The sequence below is a fragment of the Blastocatellia bacterium genome, from assembly GCA_025054955.1.
In the GTDB taxonomy this organism is placed as follows: Bacteria; Acidobacteriota; Blastocatellia; order HR10; family J050; genus JANWZE01.
On sequence record JANWZE010000031.1, the window covers coordinates 83505 to 97122 of the forward strand.

The 13618-nt window shown below is 56.1% G+C and carries 11 protein-coding genes; 5 read left to right on the forward strand and 6 right to left on the reverse strand.

Annotated features, from left to right (window positions below):
• Window positions 1-179 precede the first annotated feature (179 nt).
• The 6 genes from NZ823_04045 to NZ823_04070 form a co-directional block, all read right to left on the reverse strand.
• Window positions 180-1100, reverse strand: coding sequence for a lysophospholipid acyltransferase family protein (locus NZ823_04045; GenBank protein MCS6804299.1), 921 nt, complete (start codon window positions 1098-1100; stop codon window positions 180-182).
• A gap of 493 nt (window positions 1101-1593) precedes the next feature.
• Entirely contained in the window at window positions 1594-2712 is a 1119-nt protein-coding gene (locus NZ823_04050) for a DUF2914 domain-containing protein (protein ID MCS6804300.1), read from the reverse strand.
• 283 nt (window positions 2713-2995) lie between these two features.
• A complete protein-coding gene (gene add / locus NZ823_04055; GenBank protein ID MCS6804301.1) occupies window positions 2996-4057 on the reverse strand; it encodes an adenosine deaminase in 1062 nt (353 codons plus the stop codon).
• A 10-nt stretch (window positions 4058-4067) separates the two neighbouring features.
• On the reverse strand, window positions 4068-5945 hold the full coding sequence (locus NZ823_04060; GenBank protein MCS6804302.1) for a M2 family metallopeptidase: 1878 nt from the start codon (window positions 5943-5945) through the stop codon (window positions 4068-4070).
• Between the two features lie 198 nt (window positions 5946-6143).
• Entirely contained in the window at window positions 6144-7223 is a 1080-nt protein-coding gene (ychF, locus tag NZ823_04065; GenBank protein ID MCS6804303.1) for a redox-regulated ATPase YchF, read from the reverse strand.
• Window positions 7224-7486: 263 nt separating this feature from the next.
• Window positions 7487-8074, reverse strand: coding sequence for a DUF2911 domain-containing protein (locus NZ823_04070; GenBank protein MCS6804304.1), 588 nt, complete (start codon window positions 8072-8074; stop codon window positions 7487-7489).
• A 187-nt stretch (window positions 8075-8261) separates the two neighbouring features.
• Here NZ823_04070 and NZ823_04075 point away from each other — a divergent pair, with 187 nt between their 5' ends.
• From NZ823_04075 to NZ823_04095, 5 genes are all read left to right on the forward strand, one after another.
• Window positions 8262-8636: a PPOX class F420-dependent oxidoreductase gene (locus NZ823_04075; protein ID MCS6804305.1), complete on the forward strand. Its 375-nt coding sequence runs from the start codon at window positions 8262-8264 to the stop codon at window positions 8634-8636.
• A gap of 61 nt (window positions 8637-8697) precedes the next feature.
• The gene (locus NZ823_04080; GenBank protein MCS6804306.1) at window positions 8698-9090 is read left to right on the forward strand and encodes a hypothetical protein; all 393 of its coding nucleotides are present in this window, start codon (window positions 8698-8700) and stop codon (window positions 9088-9090) included.
• A gap of 367 nt (window positions 9091-9457) precedes the next feature.
• The gene (locus NZ823_04085) at window positions 9458-10357 is read left to right on the forward strand and encodes a carbon-nitrogen hydrolase (GenBank protein ID MCS6804307.1); all 900 of its coding nucleotides are present in this window, start codon (window positions 9458-9460) and stop codon (window positions 10355-10357) included.
• 85 nt (window positions 10358-10442) lie between these two features.
• Window positions 10443-11474: an agmatine deiminase family protein gene (locus tag NZ823_04090; protein ID MCS6804308.1), complete on the forward strand. Its 1032-nt coding sequence runs from the start codon at window positions 10443-10445 to the stop codon at window positions 11472-11474.
• A 168-nt stretch (window positions 11475-11642) separates the two neighbouring features.
• Window positions 11643-13610 (forward strand): S9 family peptidase, encoded by a 1968-nt coding sequence (locus NZ823_04095; protein ID MCS6804309.1) that lies wholly within the window; start codon window positions 11643-11645, stop codon window positions 13608-13610.
• Window positions 13611-13618 lie beyond the last annotated feature (8 nt).

Here is a 13618-nt window from a genome sequence, read left to right on the forward strand (position 1 = left end):
TTTTGCTGATGGCTCACGTCGGACCGTCAATCTAGCTGGTGAGAAATGCATCAGTTGATTGTGAAGATGCTCCAATCGGTTCTCTCTTCGTTTACTGGCATCCCATGCTGGTCATGCCGGCGTTACTGATGTAGCGCAGATGAGCGCATCTTTGTCCCAGGTGCGTATCGTGCAAAATCCTATTGATAAAGGTCTGGTTCTCCGGTCGGTCGTGTATGCCACCGCTTATGAACCCACAGCCACTGATCTGGATGACGACGGATGATCTGTTCGATGACCTGGTTGAACCGGGTGGTATTAAGTTGAATATCGCGCTGTGCATCGTCCGTTGTTTGCAGTGGCACGGGTGGCTCAAAATGCAGTCGGTGCTTTTTCCGTTGCTCGTCCCAGATGAGGTAGCCGGGGACGACCGGCGCGCCGGTGCGCCGTGCCAGCATGGCCATGATCGGAGATGTACAGGCTGGGCGTCCGAAAAAGTCGCAAAAAATGCCTTCGTGAGGTTGTGTATTCAAATCGAGCAGGATGCCAACCGTTGCGCCGCGCCTGAGAGCTTGCAAGACATGCCTGACTGAGTCTGTTTTGTTCACGACGAGGACTCCGCTTGATCGGCGATAGCGTTCGATCAAGCGATCCAGCCGAGGATTGTCTAGCCGTCGCGCCAGAACATACATGGGATAGCCGAACAGCGCGTGGGCAAACGAGCTCAGCTCCCATGCGCCGATATGAGCCGTCAGTATCAGCACGCCGCGTGCTTGTGCTGACGCCTGTTGATAGTGTTCGAGGCCGTCATATTCGACAATCTCAGAGACGTTCGCCGGAGTCAGTTTTGGAAATTGACTGAACTCACCTAGCAAGCGTCCGAGGTTACGAAAGGCGCCGCGCAGGACTCGGTCGCGTTCCGCTTGGCTCATATCTGGAAAGGCCAGTTCTAGGTTACGTCGTCCCACTCGCCGCAGCCTTCTCCACACGTGACCGGTCAATTGCCCGATGACGCATCCGGCTGTAAGCGCCCATGAACGGGGCAGCATGCCCAGGCCTTTCAACACCGCAAAAGCAATGATGAATTCAAGCCAATCGCGGATGAGGCTGCGTGCTTTCATGTTCTGATGCAGCGGGCGGCAAACTACCACAGCTAAAATTCGGCTGTCAATTTGCTCAAGCCAGGTCAGTGCGCACGTTTTGGGTTACCACACTGACAATCCAGTGTGGTGTGATTGGTCGAGCGAATTCGGCGATGACGCCCGATTGGTTGGTAAATTTTTCTCCTCCAACTCATTGTTCATGATGGTGAGTTGCCCAGCTTTCATGGCATGGCAGTTGCTCAATCTTGGTTGCGAAGGACAGTAACACGTCAAAGAAGCGTTGAGACAATCGGGGGGCTGCACGGTCAAACCGGCGGCGCTCAACGCTTCTTTGTTTTTTCTCTGGTTGCAAGCCGTGACAAGTTCCTAAGCCGAGCCTGTTGGCCATAGCGGAGAGGCAACCGAGGCACGCCGCAGCCGTGACAATCATACGCCAAGCATCACCGGTATACGGTGGCTCGGGCAATGGCATTTGCTGTAGACGAATCGGGTGACAATCATACGCCAAGCATCAGCGGTATGCGACTCTCATCTGCGACGGTCGTTGTTGAACCGCTATCACATCGAACGAAAGGCGGCCGAGCAACCGACCCTGCGTTGTTTTCACTTCCACGCGCCACTTGCCCGGTCCAATGTTTCGCTTGAGCGAGTAACCGCGATAGCCGCCCTCGCGACCGCCTACAATCGGGTAGCTATGTTGGCCTCGGATGGTCCACCGGCCGTTTGCGTCTTTTTGTTGCCATTCGTGCACAACCTGCTCGTTCAATTGCGTCGGCGCGAACACGGCTGTGAAGCAGTAAACGGTATCACCCGTGGCGTAGTGGAAATCGCGTTCATCCTGTTTCCAAAATTGCCACCAACTTGGCTGACGATATGTCACCTCGTACTTGTCGCCGAGGCGCTTGACGCTGCGATAGATGCCGCCATCTTTCAGCGCGAGCGGCACAGGCGGCATCCAGTTTAAGAAATAGAAGCAGACAAGCGCGGCGAAAATCACCAACGGGAGTTGAGCAGCATGTAGCATCTGGTTGCGCCATCGCTTGCCATGAATGAGCGCCAGGATGGCGGCCAGCGGCGCAAAGCTCACAAGGCCGCTTGTGATGAACAGGCCGTCGCTCATGGTACGGGTTACCACCGGCAGGAAAAATGTGAAAAAAGCGAAGCAGCAAAAGTAATAGATCGCCGTGAGCAGCGTGAGATTGCGGAGCCGATGCGAAAAGAATTCGTTCGCCAACATCAATCCCACAAGCAGGAGGACGAAGATCAGGGATTTTCCCACGCCAGCGCTTTTGAAATAAAAGACCACATAGCTGGAAAGCAAGCCACCCAAGAAAAAGTGGGTAGCAGCGGTGATCAGGTCCAGCCGACGGATGACCCAAGCGCGGGTGAGGTATCCTTGCTCGACGCGACCGATGATGACGATAAGCAAGCCGGCGGCCAAGGCGTAGCCGAGCAGGATCAGATTGTCAGACCATTTGTCAATCCGTGTGAGCGTAAGCGTATCCCAGAGGAATCCGGCGATGAACGCTCCCAACGGGATGTATTTCTCATAGCGCTGATACCAGTATTTAAGCAGTTGGTGGCGATGTGCGATGGTTGGTGGCGTGCGCGCGATATGCTCGTCGGACATAGTCGTTGTGGTTATAAAGCCATTGTCATTTCGCTCGTTTTCGACGGGCTGCTGGTGAGCCTGTTTGGACGCGCAAAGCGGCGGTGTTTCTGTCGCGCTATGTCGAGACTGAATGCTAACGCCGACCTCAACAGCAAGTCGTATGTGAGATGATCGTGCCGGTTCATGTTTCTCTTTGTGTCGTGTGCCGAATTAGTGCGTTAGCTCATAGTTCTCTTCATTCGGCAGGTCGTATGCAAGGTTATTGCGTTGGTTCATGGATCGCTTCGTGTGGTGCGCAAGGTTATTGTGTTGGTTCATGGCTCTCTTCGTTCGGCAGATGAATTTTGCGCAATTGCATGAACTCGGACTTGAACGCCGCTTCCATGTCGGTTCGCTCAGAAGCTGGCAGTAGTGAAGCTCGCACGCCGTTTAATACCAATTGTTCCAATTGATCGGCGCCCATCTGAAATGTACGGGCGATTGCCAGGTACTCATCCGTCAGCGTTGTATTGAACAATGGCGGATCGTCGGAGTTGAGTGTAACAAATAATCCTTCGGCCAACAGCCGCGGGAGCGGATGATCGGCCAGCGTCGGCACAACATGCAAACAGACGTTACTGGTGACGCAGACATCGAGGGGAATTTGCCGCTCGCGCAGTTCTGCGACCAGCGCAGTGTCTTCCAGGCAGCGCACGCCGTGTTGAATCCGGTCGGCGTGCAATGCGCGGAGCGCCCCCCAGATGCTTTCCGGCCCGACCGTTTCGCCAGCGTGCGGCACGCTGGCCAGACCGGCACGTCGCGCGCGGTCAAAGGCTTTTTGGAATCGTTCCGGTGGATGTCCGACTTCGGGGCCGCCCAGCCCGAGCGCCACAACGCCGTCGCCCATTCCACTGATTGCCCAGTCGGCCACGAGTACCCCTTCAGTGGGCGCGATCATGCGGGGGATGTCAATGATGAATCCTGCACGGACGCCATGCTCGGCAGCAGCCCAGGCGCGCGCGCGATTGAGCGCAGCCAGTTGATCGCGGAAAGGAATTTTCTTGAAATGATAGTGCAAGTAGGCCGTATAGGTGACTTCGCTATAACGAATGTTTTGCGCGGCCTGACCAGCAAGAAATTCCCGAGCGATCAATTCAATATCGTCGGGCGTCCGAATGCATGAACAAATCGTCAAATAGGCGCGGACGAAATTGTCAAAGTCGCTAAACGTATACCATTGGCGCAGTCCTTCAACCGTCTGCGCCGGCAACTGAACGCCGTGACGTTGCGCCAGCGTCAGTAACGTGGCCGGTTGGATCGAGCCTTCCAGATGGACGTGCAGCTCGACCTTAGGCATCGCGCGAATGAATGTTTCAAGAGACATCGTACACGCTCTACGGGTCGGTGATTGTCGGCATCGTGGCGGCTGGCGCCAGGCGCTGATTTTGTTCATCCAGCCATTTCTTGAGCGGCGCGAAATAATCGAGGATGGCCGTTGCGTCCATTTGCTCGGAGCCGGTGAGCGCCTTGAGCGCTTCTGGCCACGGTCGGCTCTGCCCCATGGCCATCATGGCTTTGAGTTTCGCGCCGGCTTGTTTATTACCGTAAATCGAGCAACGATGCAGCGGCCCCGTGTAACCGGCGACCTGGCACAACGCGCGATGAAATTGGAATTGCAGAATGGTGGCCAGAAAGTAGCGCGCATACGGCGTATTAGCCGGGACGTGGTACTTAGCGCCGGCATCGAAATCGGCTTCAGTGCGCGGCACGGGCGGGGCGATGCCCTGATATTTCATGCGCAAGTCCCACCATGCTTTGTTGTATTCGTTCGGACTTGTTTTGCCGGAAAAGACATTCCATCGCCATTGATCCACCAGGTAACCGAACGGCAGGAACGCGACCTTGTCCAGCGCGCGTTGCAACAGCAATCCGATGTCGGCGCTTTCGTCGGGCACGGTCTCGATCAAGCCGATTTTTTTCAGGTAATCGGGTGTGACAGAGAGCGCAATCGTATCGCCCAGTGCTTCGTGGAAGCCGTCATTGGCGCTGTCTTGAAAAAGTCGTGGCTGGTGCGCGTAGGCTAATTGGTAGAATGTATGTCCGAGTTCGTGATGGATGGTGGCAAAGTCTTCAGCGGTTTGATTGATGCACATTTTGAGGCGAACATCTGACTTGCCGTCAATGTGCCAGGCGCTCGCGTGGCAGACGACCTCGCGGTCGCGCGGCTTGGTAAAGAGTGAGCGTTCCCAGAAGGTAGACGGCAGCGGATCAAATCCCAGCGAGGTGAAGAACCCTTCACCGATTCGCACCATCTGTTTAGCGTCAATCTGTTTTTGTTTGAGGATGTCGCTCAGGTCATAGCCCGGATCGCTCGTCGCCGGTTTGAGCAAGGGATAGATGTTATCCCATTGCTGGCTCCACATATTGCCGAGCAGATGAGCAGGCATCGGGCCGTTTTCTGGAACAAGCTGGCGACCGTAGTATTCGGAGAGCTTGGCTCGCGTGTAAATGTAGAGCGATTCATAGAGCGGCCTGACCTGTTGCCACAGCCGTTCCATTTCGGCAGCAAACGCATCCGGCGGCATGTCATAGTTGGAACGCCACAGAGCGCCGAGGTCTTGATAGCCCATTTCGCGCGCGCCTTTGTTGGCCAACTCGACGAAGCGCACATAGTCAGCCCGGTAGGGCGGCGAGACAGCATGCCAGCCGAGCCATGCCTCCTTGAGTTTTTCAGGGTCACGGCTGTTGGCCATGATCTGTTCCAGGTCGCCAAGACTCAGACAGGGGCCGTCCGGGCCTTGCGGACAGTATTTGCCTTTGCCGTAAGCGCTCTGCATCGAAGTGGCCAAGCGGGTCAGTTCCTCGCGTTCGGCCGGATTGCTCGGCGCCGGCAGCGTGAGCGACCGTTTGAGTAATTGGAATTTGCGTGCTACCACGGGCGGCAGTTTCAATCCATCGAACGCGCGCGCGGCTTCCACCGCCTTGGTGTACGCGGCAATGTATTCCTTTCTGGCGTCGGCGGCGATCAGTTCGGTATCGTCGGTGATGAAATTGTTATTGACCCAATCGGCTCGTTCGGCTTTCTCGGCCAGCTCGGCCAGGCGTTGTTCAACTTCAGTGATGAATTTCTCCGCTTCCATCACGCGACGGGCTAACGGGCTAGCCGGCTTTCGGGATTTTGTTTTTGTTGTTTGAGCGAGGGCAAACACAGGCATCAGCAATAACGCTAACCCTATGACACAGCACCCACCAACACGACATGAAAATTCCATAGAGCCTCCTCAAGGATCAATGATTCGATCTTCACGTCTCCGTTTTCTCGCATCAGTTTTGAACTGTCCCAGATGGCGTGTCCGCCTGGGCATTCGACACATTCGATATTCCAGTTTCAAGTCCCCGCTTTCTCCCGTCAGTTTTGAACTGTTCCAATCGCATGTCCACCGGTGCATTCGATATTTTAGGATGTTGCCTCACACATTGAACAGGAAATGACAGACGTCGCCATCCTGAATAATGTAGTGCTTGCCTTCCACCTTAAGCGTGCCGCGTTTTCTTGCTTCAGCCAGGCTGCCGGCGGCGACCAGGTCTTCAAAGCGCACGACTTCGGCCCGAATGAAGCCGCGCTGCATATCCGAGTGAACCACGCCCGCCGCGTCAACCGCTGATGTCCCTTGGCGAATTGGCCAGGCACGCACTTCTTCAGGGCCAATTGTTATGAAGCTGATCAGTCCAAGCAGCTTGTATGATTGAGCAATGACCCGATCACGCGCCGGTTGGCGAATTCCTAGATCATCCATGAAGACGCGGGCTTCGGCGTCCTCCATCTGCGCCAGTTCGGCTTCAAGCTTACCGCAGAAGGCGATCACATCGCTCTTCCGATGCGGGTAATCAAACTGTGGCGGACACTGGATTTGATCCTCGCCGATGTTGATGACAATGAGCGCGGGTTTCGCCGTCAAAAATTGGTAACCCCGCAGCAGCCATTCATCGTCCGGCGTCAGGTCAACGTCACGGATCAGCGTTCCAGCCTCCAGCGCCGTTTTGAGCCGTTGCAACAGCTCACGCTCGTGGATGCGCTTCTCTCGATCCTTGGCGATCTTCTGGATGTCCGTTTCCAATCGTTCCAGTCGTCGCTCGATGATGCTCAAGTCGGAAAATGCTAACTCCAGATCAAGCGCCGCCACGTCGCGGGCAACATCCAATGAGCCTGATGGATGGGGAACTGTTACGTCTTCAAACGCGCGCACCACGTACAGCAGCGCATCGGCAGTGGCTAAATAATTGAGCAGAGCCGGCGGCAGCCCGCGGCTTTTGTGGGACTCGCCGCCCAGCCCAGCTATATCCACGTATTGCACGTCGGCGTAGGTGATTTTCTTGGGATGGTACATCTCGGCCAGGACTTCCAGTCGCGGGTCTGGCACCTTGACCATCATCACATTCGGTTCAAGCCGTCCTGACGCATAAGCAGACGTCTCGGCCCTGCCGCGCGTCAGCGCATTAAACACGGTGGTTTTGCCGCTGTTTGGCAATCCGATGAGGGTGACTTTCATAGCCGCCTCATATCGAGGCAGCTAGTATATCTGGCGCTCATTAAAAAAGAAACCGCAGAGCATGCGCAGAACGCTAAGCAAACAGCGTCATTGCGCTGCGCCCGCTCTGCGGTTCGTTTCCCGACGGAGTGCATCAATCGCCCATGTTCGTATGCACGCCATGCGCGATAAAAATCCGGGAGCGCACGCTTCCGGCGTGCCGAGCTGTCCGCTCCAACAAGCATGCAAGATGCATGCGCTCCCAGGGGGATGGCAGGGAAGGTTTACTTGACCTTGATCGGCACGCGAACTTCCGTGGTGATCCATTTGAAGATCATGTGCGCTCCGTCATTCACCTTCTCAAACGCGATGGTGAACGGATCAACTTCCTTCTCAAGCTTGGTAACAGGAGCTGTGACGACCACCACATCATTGGCGGCAAGGTAGCCTTCCTCGAACTTCTTCGTCTCAGGGTTATAGCGGGCTGTGCCTGACAGGCCAAGCGCTTTGTTAAAGTGAATGGTCCACTTCTCAGGGCCAGGGGTCGTGAAGAGCGAATAGGTGCCGGCTGGCAATTTCTTATCGCCAATCATGACGTCGCGAGTGACAGTGATCTCAGTCGCTTCATTAGCGCCGGTGCGCCAGATTTCGCCAAACGGAACCAATGCTCCTGACTCTTTCGTGCCAAAAATGTTCGTGCGGTCCCGCTTGTACGGACGGCTGTACACGACGCGGATATAAGTATCGCCCAGCATGATGCGCGACATGCTCATCGGGCTAGGACGTTTGGCCGGATCATCTTGCGCTGCCAGTGGCACGGCAGCGAACAATACGCCGATGACCAAGCTCATGCTCATCATTCTTTTCATCATGGTGCCTCCTCAATGTTTGAGTTTGAGTTCAACGATAGGCTGGTAGTTAAGCATACCGGCGGACGACACAGCAAGCCGATGACCCAACGCATGGCCTGATTTACAGTGTTTTACAATCGGCGCATCGCGCGCTCTATGCGCTCACGAGAGTTGGCCGATCCGGCAGCGTGTTGCATAATTCACGCCTATGAGTAACGAGAAGCTCGCTCAATTCGCCGGTCAATCTTATCTCAATCTGGAGACGTATCGCAAAACGGGCGTGCCTGTGCGGACGCCGATGTGGTTTGCCGAGCAGGACGGCTTGCTGTATGTCTACACCTCATCAACAGCCGGCAAGGTGAAACGAATTCGTAACAATTCAGCCGTGCGGGTTGTGCCCTGTGATGTCCGCGGCAACCCAAAGGGAACGTGGGTCGAGGCCAAAGCCCGGCTGGTCGGCCACTCGGAGCGGCAACGCGGCTTGCAGTTGCTCAATCGCAAATACGGTTGGCAGAAAACAGTCATTGATTTCTTCTCCAGCTTGCGAGGACGCACGCCGGTCGTTATTGCGATTGAGATTTGACAGACAGGCGCCGGACGCGCCATCATACCCCGCCTGTAAATTGCTTCAAGGAGATATGGATATGAAACGAATCACCATCGTGTCAGCGTTGCTGTTAACGCTCGGTTGCTTACTGCTTACTTCGGCAGAAGCGAGCCAAAAGCCTAAAAAGGCTGTTGCCAAGCGCGCTACCCTGAAGGTTGTCAAGCCGAATTTGGTTTGCATGGTGAACAACACCGTCTTTTCCCGCGAGCAGATTCCGGTTGAAGTTGACGGCAAAACCTACTACGGATGCTGCGAGATGTGCAAAAGCCGATTGGCCAATGATGAAGCGGTGCGGTACGCCGTTGATCCTGTGACCAACAAAAAGATTGACAAAGCCACCGCCGTGATCGGCGCCAAAGCTGATGGCAGCGTGCTTTATTTTGAGAGCGAAAAAACGTTGAAGCAGTACAGTGCCGGCGGCGCTCAGTGAGCGATCTTTTGCTCGACGCGCAAGCCGTGCATAGTGCAGACCAAGTAACGCCGGGTCACCACTGATCCATTGCTTGCAGCCAAGGGAATCGCTCCTATGCAATAGCACGCCACGAAGAAAAGGGGAGCGCAGGCGGAAACGCCTGTGCCACATACTCAAGAGATGTGGGTGAGAAAGTTGCACAATCCAAAACCAACGACGGCACGTTACAGCTTGACCCTTGGTTCATGATCGTGACGAACCGAGCGCTTTTGCAGTGATGTTTGGCTTACTCATTCGTATCGAACATGCCCACTGAGCGGCTTGGCTTGCTCGTTCGTATCAAACATGCCCACTGAGCGGCTTGGCTTGCTCATTCGTATCGAACATGCCTACTGAGCGGAGATTCACCATTGGCCTTGTGCAGATGGCCATGTCGGCTGAGCCGGCAGAGAACCTGGCGCGCGCGCTGGAACATGTTCGCGCGGCAGCCCGGTTGGGCGCGCAGGTCGTTTGCCTGCCCGAACTATTCCGCTCGCGCTACTTCTGTCAGCACGAGGACGCGGCGTGGTTTGACTTAGCCGAACCCATTCCCGGACCAACCACTGAGGCGCTCTCCGCAGTGGCTCAGCAAGAGGCTGTGGTTGTGATTGCGTCAGTGTTTGAGCGGCGCGCGCCGGGCCTCTACCACAACAGCGCGGCTATCATTGACGCTGATGGCCAGCTTGTTGGCCTTTATCGCAAGATGCACATTCCTGACGATCCGGCCTATTATGAAAAATTCTATTTCACGCCTGGCGACCTCGGTTTCCGTGCGTTTGAAACGCGCGTCGGGCGGCTCGGCGCGTTGATCTGTTGGGATCAGTGGTATCCAGAGGGCGCGCGCTTGACGGCGCTTCGTGGCGCCAGTGTGCTGTTTTACCCGACAGCCATTGGGTGGCATCCGCATGAGAAAGAGCAGTACGGCGCGGTGCAGCGCGATTCGTGGCGCACCATTCAGCGCGGCCATGCGATTGCCAACGGCGTGTACGTGGCGGCCGTCAATCGTGTGGGACATGAAATCCCTCCAACAGGTGGGGCAGGCATCGAGTTTTGGGGCAGCTCATTCATTGCCGACCCGCAAGGCGTGATCATTGCTGAAGCCTCCACCGACAAGGAAGAAATTCTGCTCGGTGATGTTGACCCGGAACGCATCGAAGATGTGCGGCGCAACTGGCCATTCCTGCGCGACCGGCGGATTGATGCGTATGTCGGGCTGGACCGGCGCTATCTCGAAGAGGAGCGGTGATGGGGCAGAGCGCCTGTGGACCTGCGGAGGAGTCGTGACGCAGCAGCTCATCAGCCGACCGACGCCGGCCTCGCTCGGTTTTCAGATGCCTGCTGAGTGGGAGCCGCACGAAGCCACGTGGATTGCCTGGCCGCATAATCGCACGGATTGGCCGGGCAAATTGGCGGCGATTCAGTGGGTCTACGGCGAGATCGTCCGCAAACTAGCGCCTGGCGAACTCATTCGCATTTTAGTCAACTCGGCAGCGCATGAAGCGCAGGCGCGCCGATTACTGGCTCGCGTGGGCGTTGATCCAACTCGCGTCGAATTCTTTCGCATTCCTACTAATCGCTCGTGGACGCGCGATTATGGTCCGTGGTTTGTGCGCAAGGCAGGCCGTCGCCGAGAAGCGGCCGTCATACGATTTCGCTTCAATGGCTGGGCGCGTTATCGCAATTGGCAAAGAGATGATCGGGTGGCTGAACGCGCGGCGCGCGTGCTTGGTTACCGGTTGTTCTCGGCGAAGGTCAACGGACGGCTCTTCGTGCTGGAGGGCGGCAGCATTGACGTCAATGGACACGGCACCGTGATGACAACGGAAGAGTGCTTGCTTGATCCCGTTGTGCAAGTGCGCAATCCAGGAGTGACGCGCCAGCAGACGGACGCTGCATTGAAAGCGTTTCTCGGTGTGACCAATGTGCTCTGGTTGGGCAAGGGCATTGCTGGCGACGATACGCACGGTCACATTGACGATCTCTGCCGGTTTGTTGGCCCGCGCACGGTGGTCCTGTGTCGTGAAACAAATCCGAAGGACGCTAATTACCGTCCGCTGGAAGAAAACCGCGAACGGCTTGAAGGCATGCGACTGGAAGATGGCTCGAAAATAGAGATTGTTCCGCTGCCGATGCCCGCGCCTCTGTATTTCGCTGGCCGACGATTGCCGGCCAGTTATGCCAATTTCTATATTGCGAACGCTGCCGTGCTTGTGCCGACGTTCAACGATCCGAATGATCGCATCGCGCTTGGCACGCTAGCCGAATTATTCTCTGATCGTCCGGTGATTGGCATTCATGCTGTTGACCTCGTATGGGGCTTTGGCACGCTCCATTGCCTCACGCAGCAGCAGCCCCGTTTGTGATCGCGCCACGCAGGCTCCTTGCTTGCATACAAGCCCGACTGCCCCCTTGTCAACGAGCGACCACGCTTTGCAATCATGCCACGCAGGGCCACTGCTTGCACAGGGCAGCGGTCACGCCGTATGATGATGCTGCTTAATTTTGATTCTGATTCAACAAGGAGACGACCCATGAAATATCGTTGCCTTTTGCTCGCTCTACTGGTGCTGGTCAGTGTGAGTGTGCCGACGCAGGCTGAGCGCCGGGAACTGGGCAACCTCATCATTGACGGCGTGCCGGAGATTCCCAAAGCCATTGCCGAGCGCATGGAGCAGTACCAGAACGTGCGCTCTGCCTCATTTCTTGATTGGAATCCGTCTGGTCCGGGGATGTTGATCTCGACGCGGTTTGGTGAAACGAGTCAGATTCACTATGTTGAGCAGCCGGGCGGCGCGCGCCGGCAGCTCACGTTCTTCAAGGAACCGGTGACCGATGCCCGTTACTATCCGGGGTTGGATCGGCGCGGCTTTCTGTTCAGCATGGATCGAGGCGGCGCTGAGTTCTTTCAATTCTATTTTTTCGATCTCGACACAGGTCGCGTGACGTTGCTCACTGATGGTCAATCCCGAAATACAGGAGCGCGCTGGTCGCCTGATGGCAAATGGATCGCCTTCTCCAGCAACTTACGCAATGGTCGCGATACCGACATTCGCTTGATGCGGTTTGATCAGCCGGGCGTTTCTGAGGTGCTCGTCGAAGCCAAAGGCAGCTATGAGGTGCTGGATTGGTCGCCTGATCAGAGCCGGCTGCTCGTGCGACGCAACGTGTCAGTCAATGAATCCTATCTGTATTGGTGTGACCTTGCCACCAAGAAGCTGACGCAAATCAATCCACAAAAAGCGGCCACTGCCTATGGCTCGGCGCGATGGAGTCGAGATGGTCAAGGGGTGTACTACACCTCGGATGAAGATAGCGAATTTCAGCGGCTCACCTACTATGAGCTGGCCACCAAGAAGAAAACAGTGCTCACGGAGAATCTGCCCTGGGATGTGCAAGGTTTTGAGCTATCGCCAGACGGGCGGCGCTTGGCGTTTGTGCTGAACGCCGGCGGCATCAGTCAACTGCATGTGATCAATCCCAAGACCCGCCGGCCGCTCACAATGCCGGACGTGCCGATAGGCGTCATCGGAGGATTGGAATTTTCCAAAGACGGCAATGAATTAGGCTTCACGCTCGACTCAGCGCAGTCGCCGGGCGATGCTTATTCGATTCGGCTCACCACGCGCAAGCTGGTGCGCTGGACGTTCAGCGAAACGGGCGGGCTGAATCCTGAGCATTTCGTTTCGCCGCAACTGATCCACTATCCGACATTCGATACAGTCAACGGGCAGCCACGCCTGATTCCGGCATTCTATTACAGACCGCGCCATATCACCGGCAAAGCGCCCGTCGTCATCTCGATTCACGGCGGGCCGGAAGCGCAGGAGCGCCCCAGCTTCAATTCGACCTATCAGTACCTCGTCAACGAACTCGGCATTGCTGTGCTGGCGCCGAACGTGCGCGGCTCGTCCGGATATGGAAAAACCTATTTGACGCTCGATAACGGCATGTTGCGCGAGAACGCAGTGAAAGACATCGGGGCGTTGCTCGATTGGATTGCCCAGCAACCTGAACTGGATGCCGAGCGTGTCGGCGTGATGGGCGGTTCCTATGGCGGGTACATGGTGCTAGCCAGCATGACACACTATAACGATCGCATCCGCGCGGGCGTTGACGTGGTCGGCATCAGTAATTTCGTCACATTTTTGGAAAGCACGCAGGAATATCGCCGCGATCTACGTCGCGTCGAATACGGCGACGAACGCGACCCGAAGATGCGCGAGTTTCTCTTGCGGATTTCACCGCTGACGAATGCGCACAAGATCACCAAACCGTTGTTCGTCGTGCAGGGACTAAATGACCCGCGCGTGCCGTACACCGAATCGGAGCAGATGGTCAAAACGATTCGCCAAAACGGCGGACAGGTGTGGTATCTGGCTGCCAAAGATGAAGGACACGGATTTCGCAAGAAATTCAATCGCGATTTCTACTTGAACGCCATGTCGCTGTTTTGGGAAGAATTTTTGCTGAGCGGAAAACCAATGGTGGTCACCAAGTGAATCAACAA

Coding starts and splice junctions, on each gene's coding strand:
- NZ823_04095 (MCS6804309.1), top strand. CDS start 11,643: ATGAAATATCGTTGCCTTTTGCTCGCTCTACTGGTGCTGGTCAGTGTG.
- ychF (MCS6804303.1), bottom strand. CDS start 7,223: ATGAAAGTCACCCTCATCGGATTGCCAAACAGCGGCAAAACCACCGTG.
- NZ823_04070 (MCS6804304.1), bottom strand. CDS start 8,074: ATGATGAAAAGAATGATGAGCATGAGCTTGGTCATCGGCGTATTGTTC.
- NZ823_04085 (MCS6804307.1), top strand. CDS start 9,458: ATGCCTACTGAGCGGAGATTCACCATTGGCCTTGTGCAGATGGCCATG.
- NZ823_04075 (MCS6804305.1), top strand. CDS start 8,262: ATGAGTAACGAGAAGCTCGCTCAATTCGCCGGTCAATCTTATCTCAAT.
- NZ823_04080 (MCS6804306.1), top strand. CDS start 8,698: ATGAAACGAATCACCATCGTGTCAGCGTTGCTGTTAACGCTCGGTTGC.
- NZ823_04060 (MCS6804302.1), bottom strand. CDS start 5,945: ATGGAATTTTCATGTCGTGTTGGTGGGTGCTGTGTCATAGGGTTAGCG.
- NZ823_04045 (MCS6804299.1), bottom strand. CDS start 1,100: ATGAAAGCACGCAGCCTCATCCGCGATTGGCTTGAATTCATCATTGCT.
- add (MCS6804301.1), bottom strand. CDS start 4,057: ATGTCTCTTGAAACATTCATTCGCGCGATGCCTAAGGTCGAGCTGCAC.
- NZ823_04090 (MCS6804308.1), top strand. CDS start 10,443: ATGCCTGCTGAGTGGGAGCCGCACGAAGCCACGTGGATTGCCTGGCCG.
- NZ823_04050 (MCS6804300.1), bottom strand. CDS start 2,712: ATGTCCGACGAGCATATCGCGCGCACGCCACCAACCATCGCACATCGC.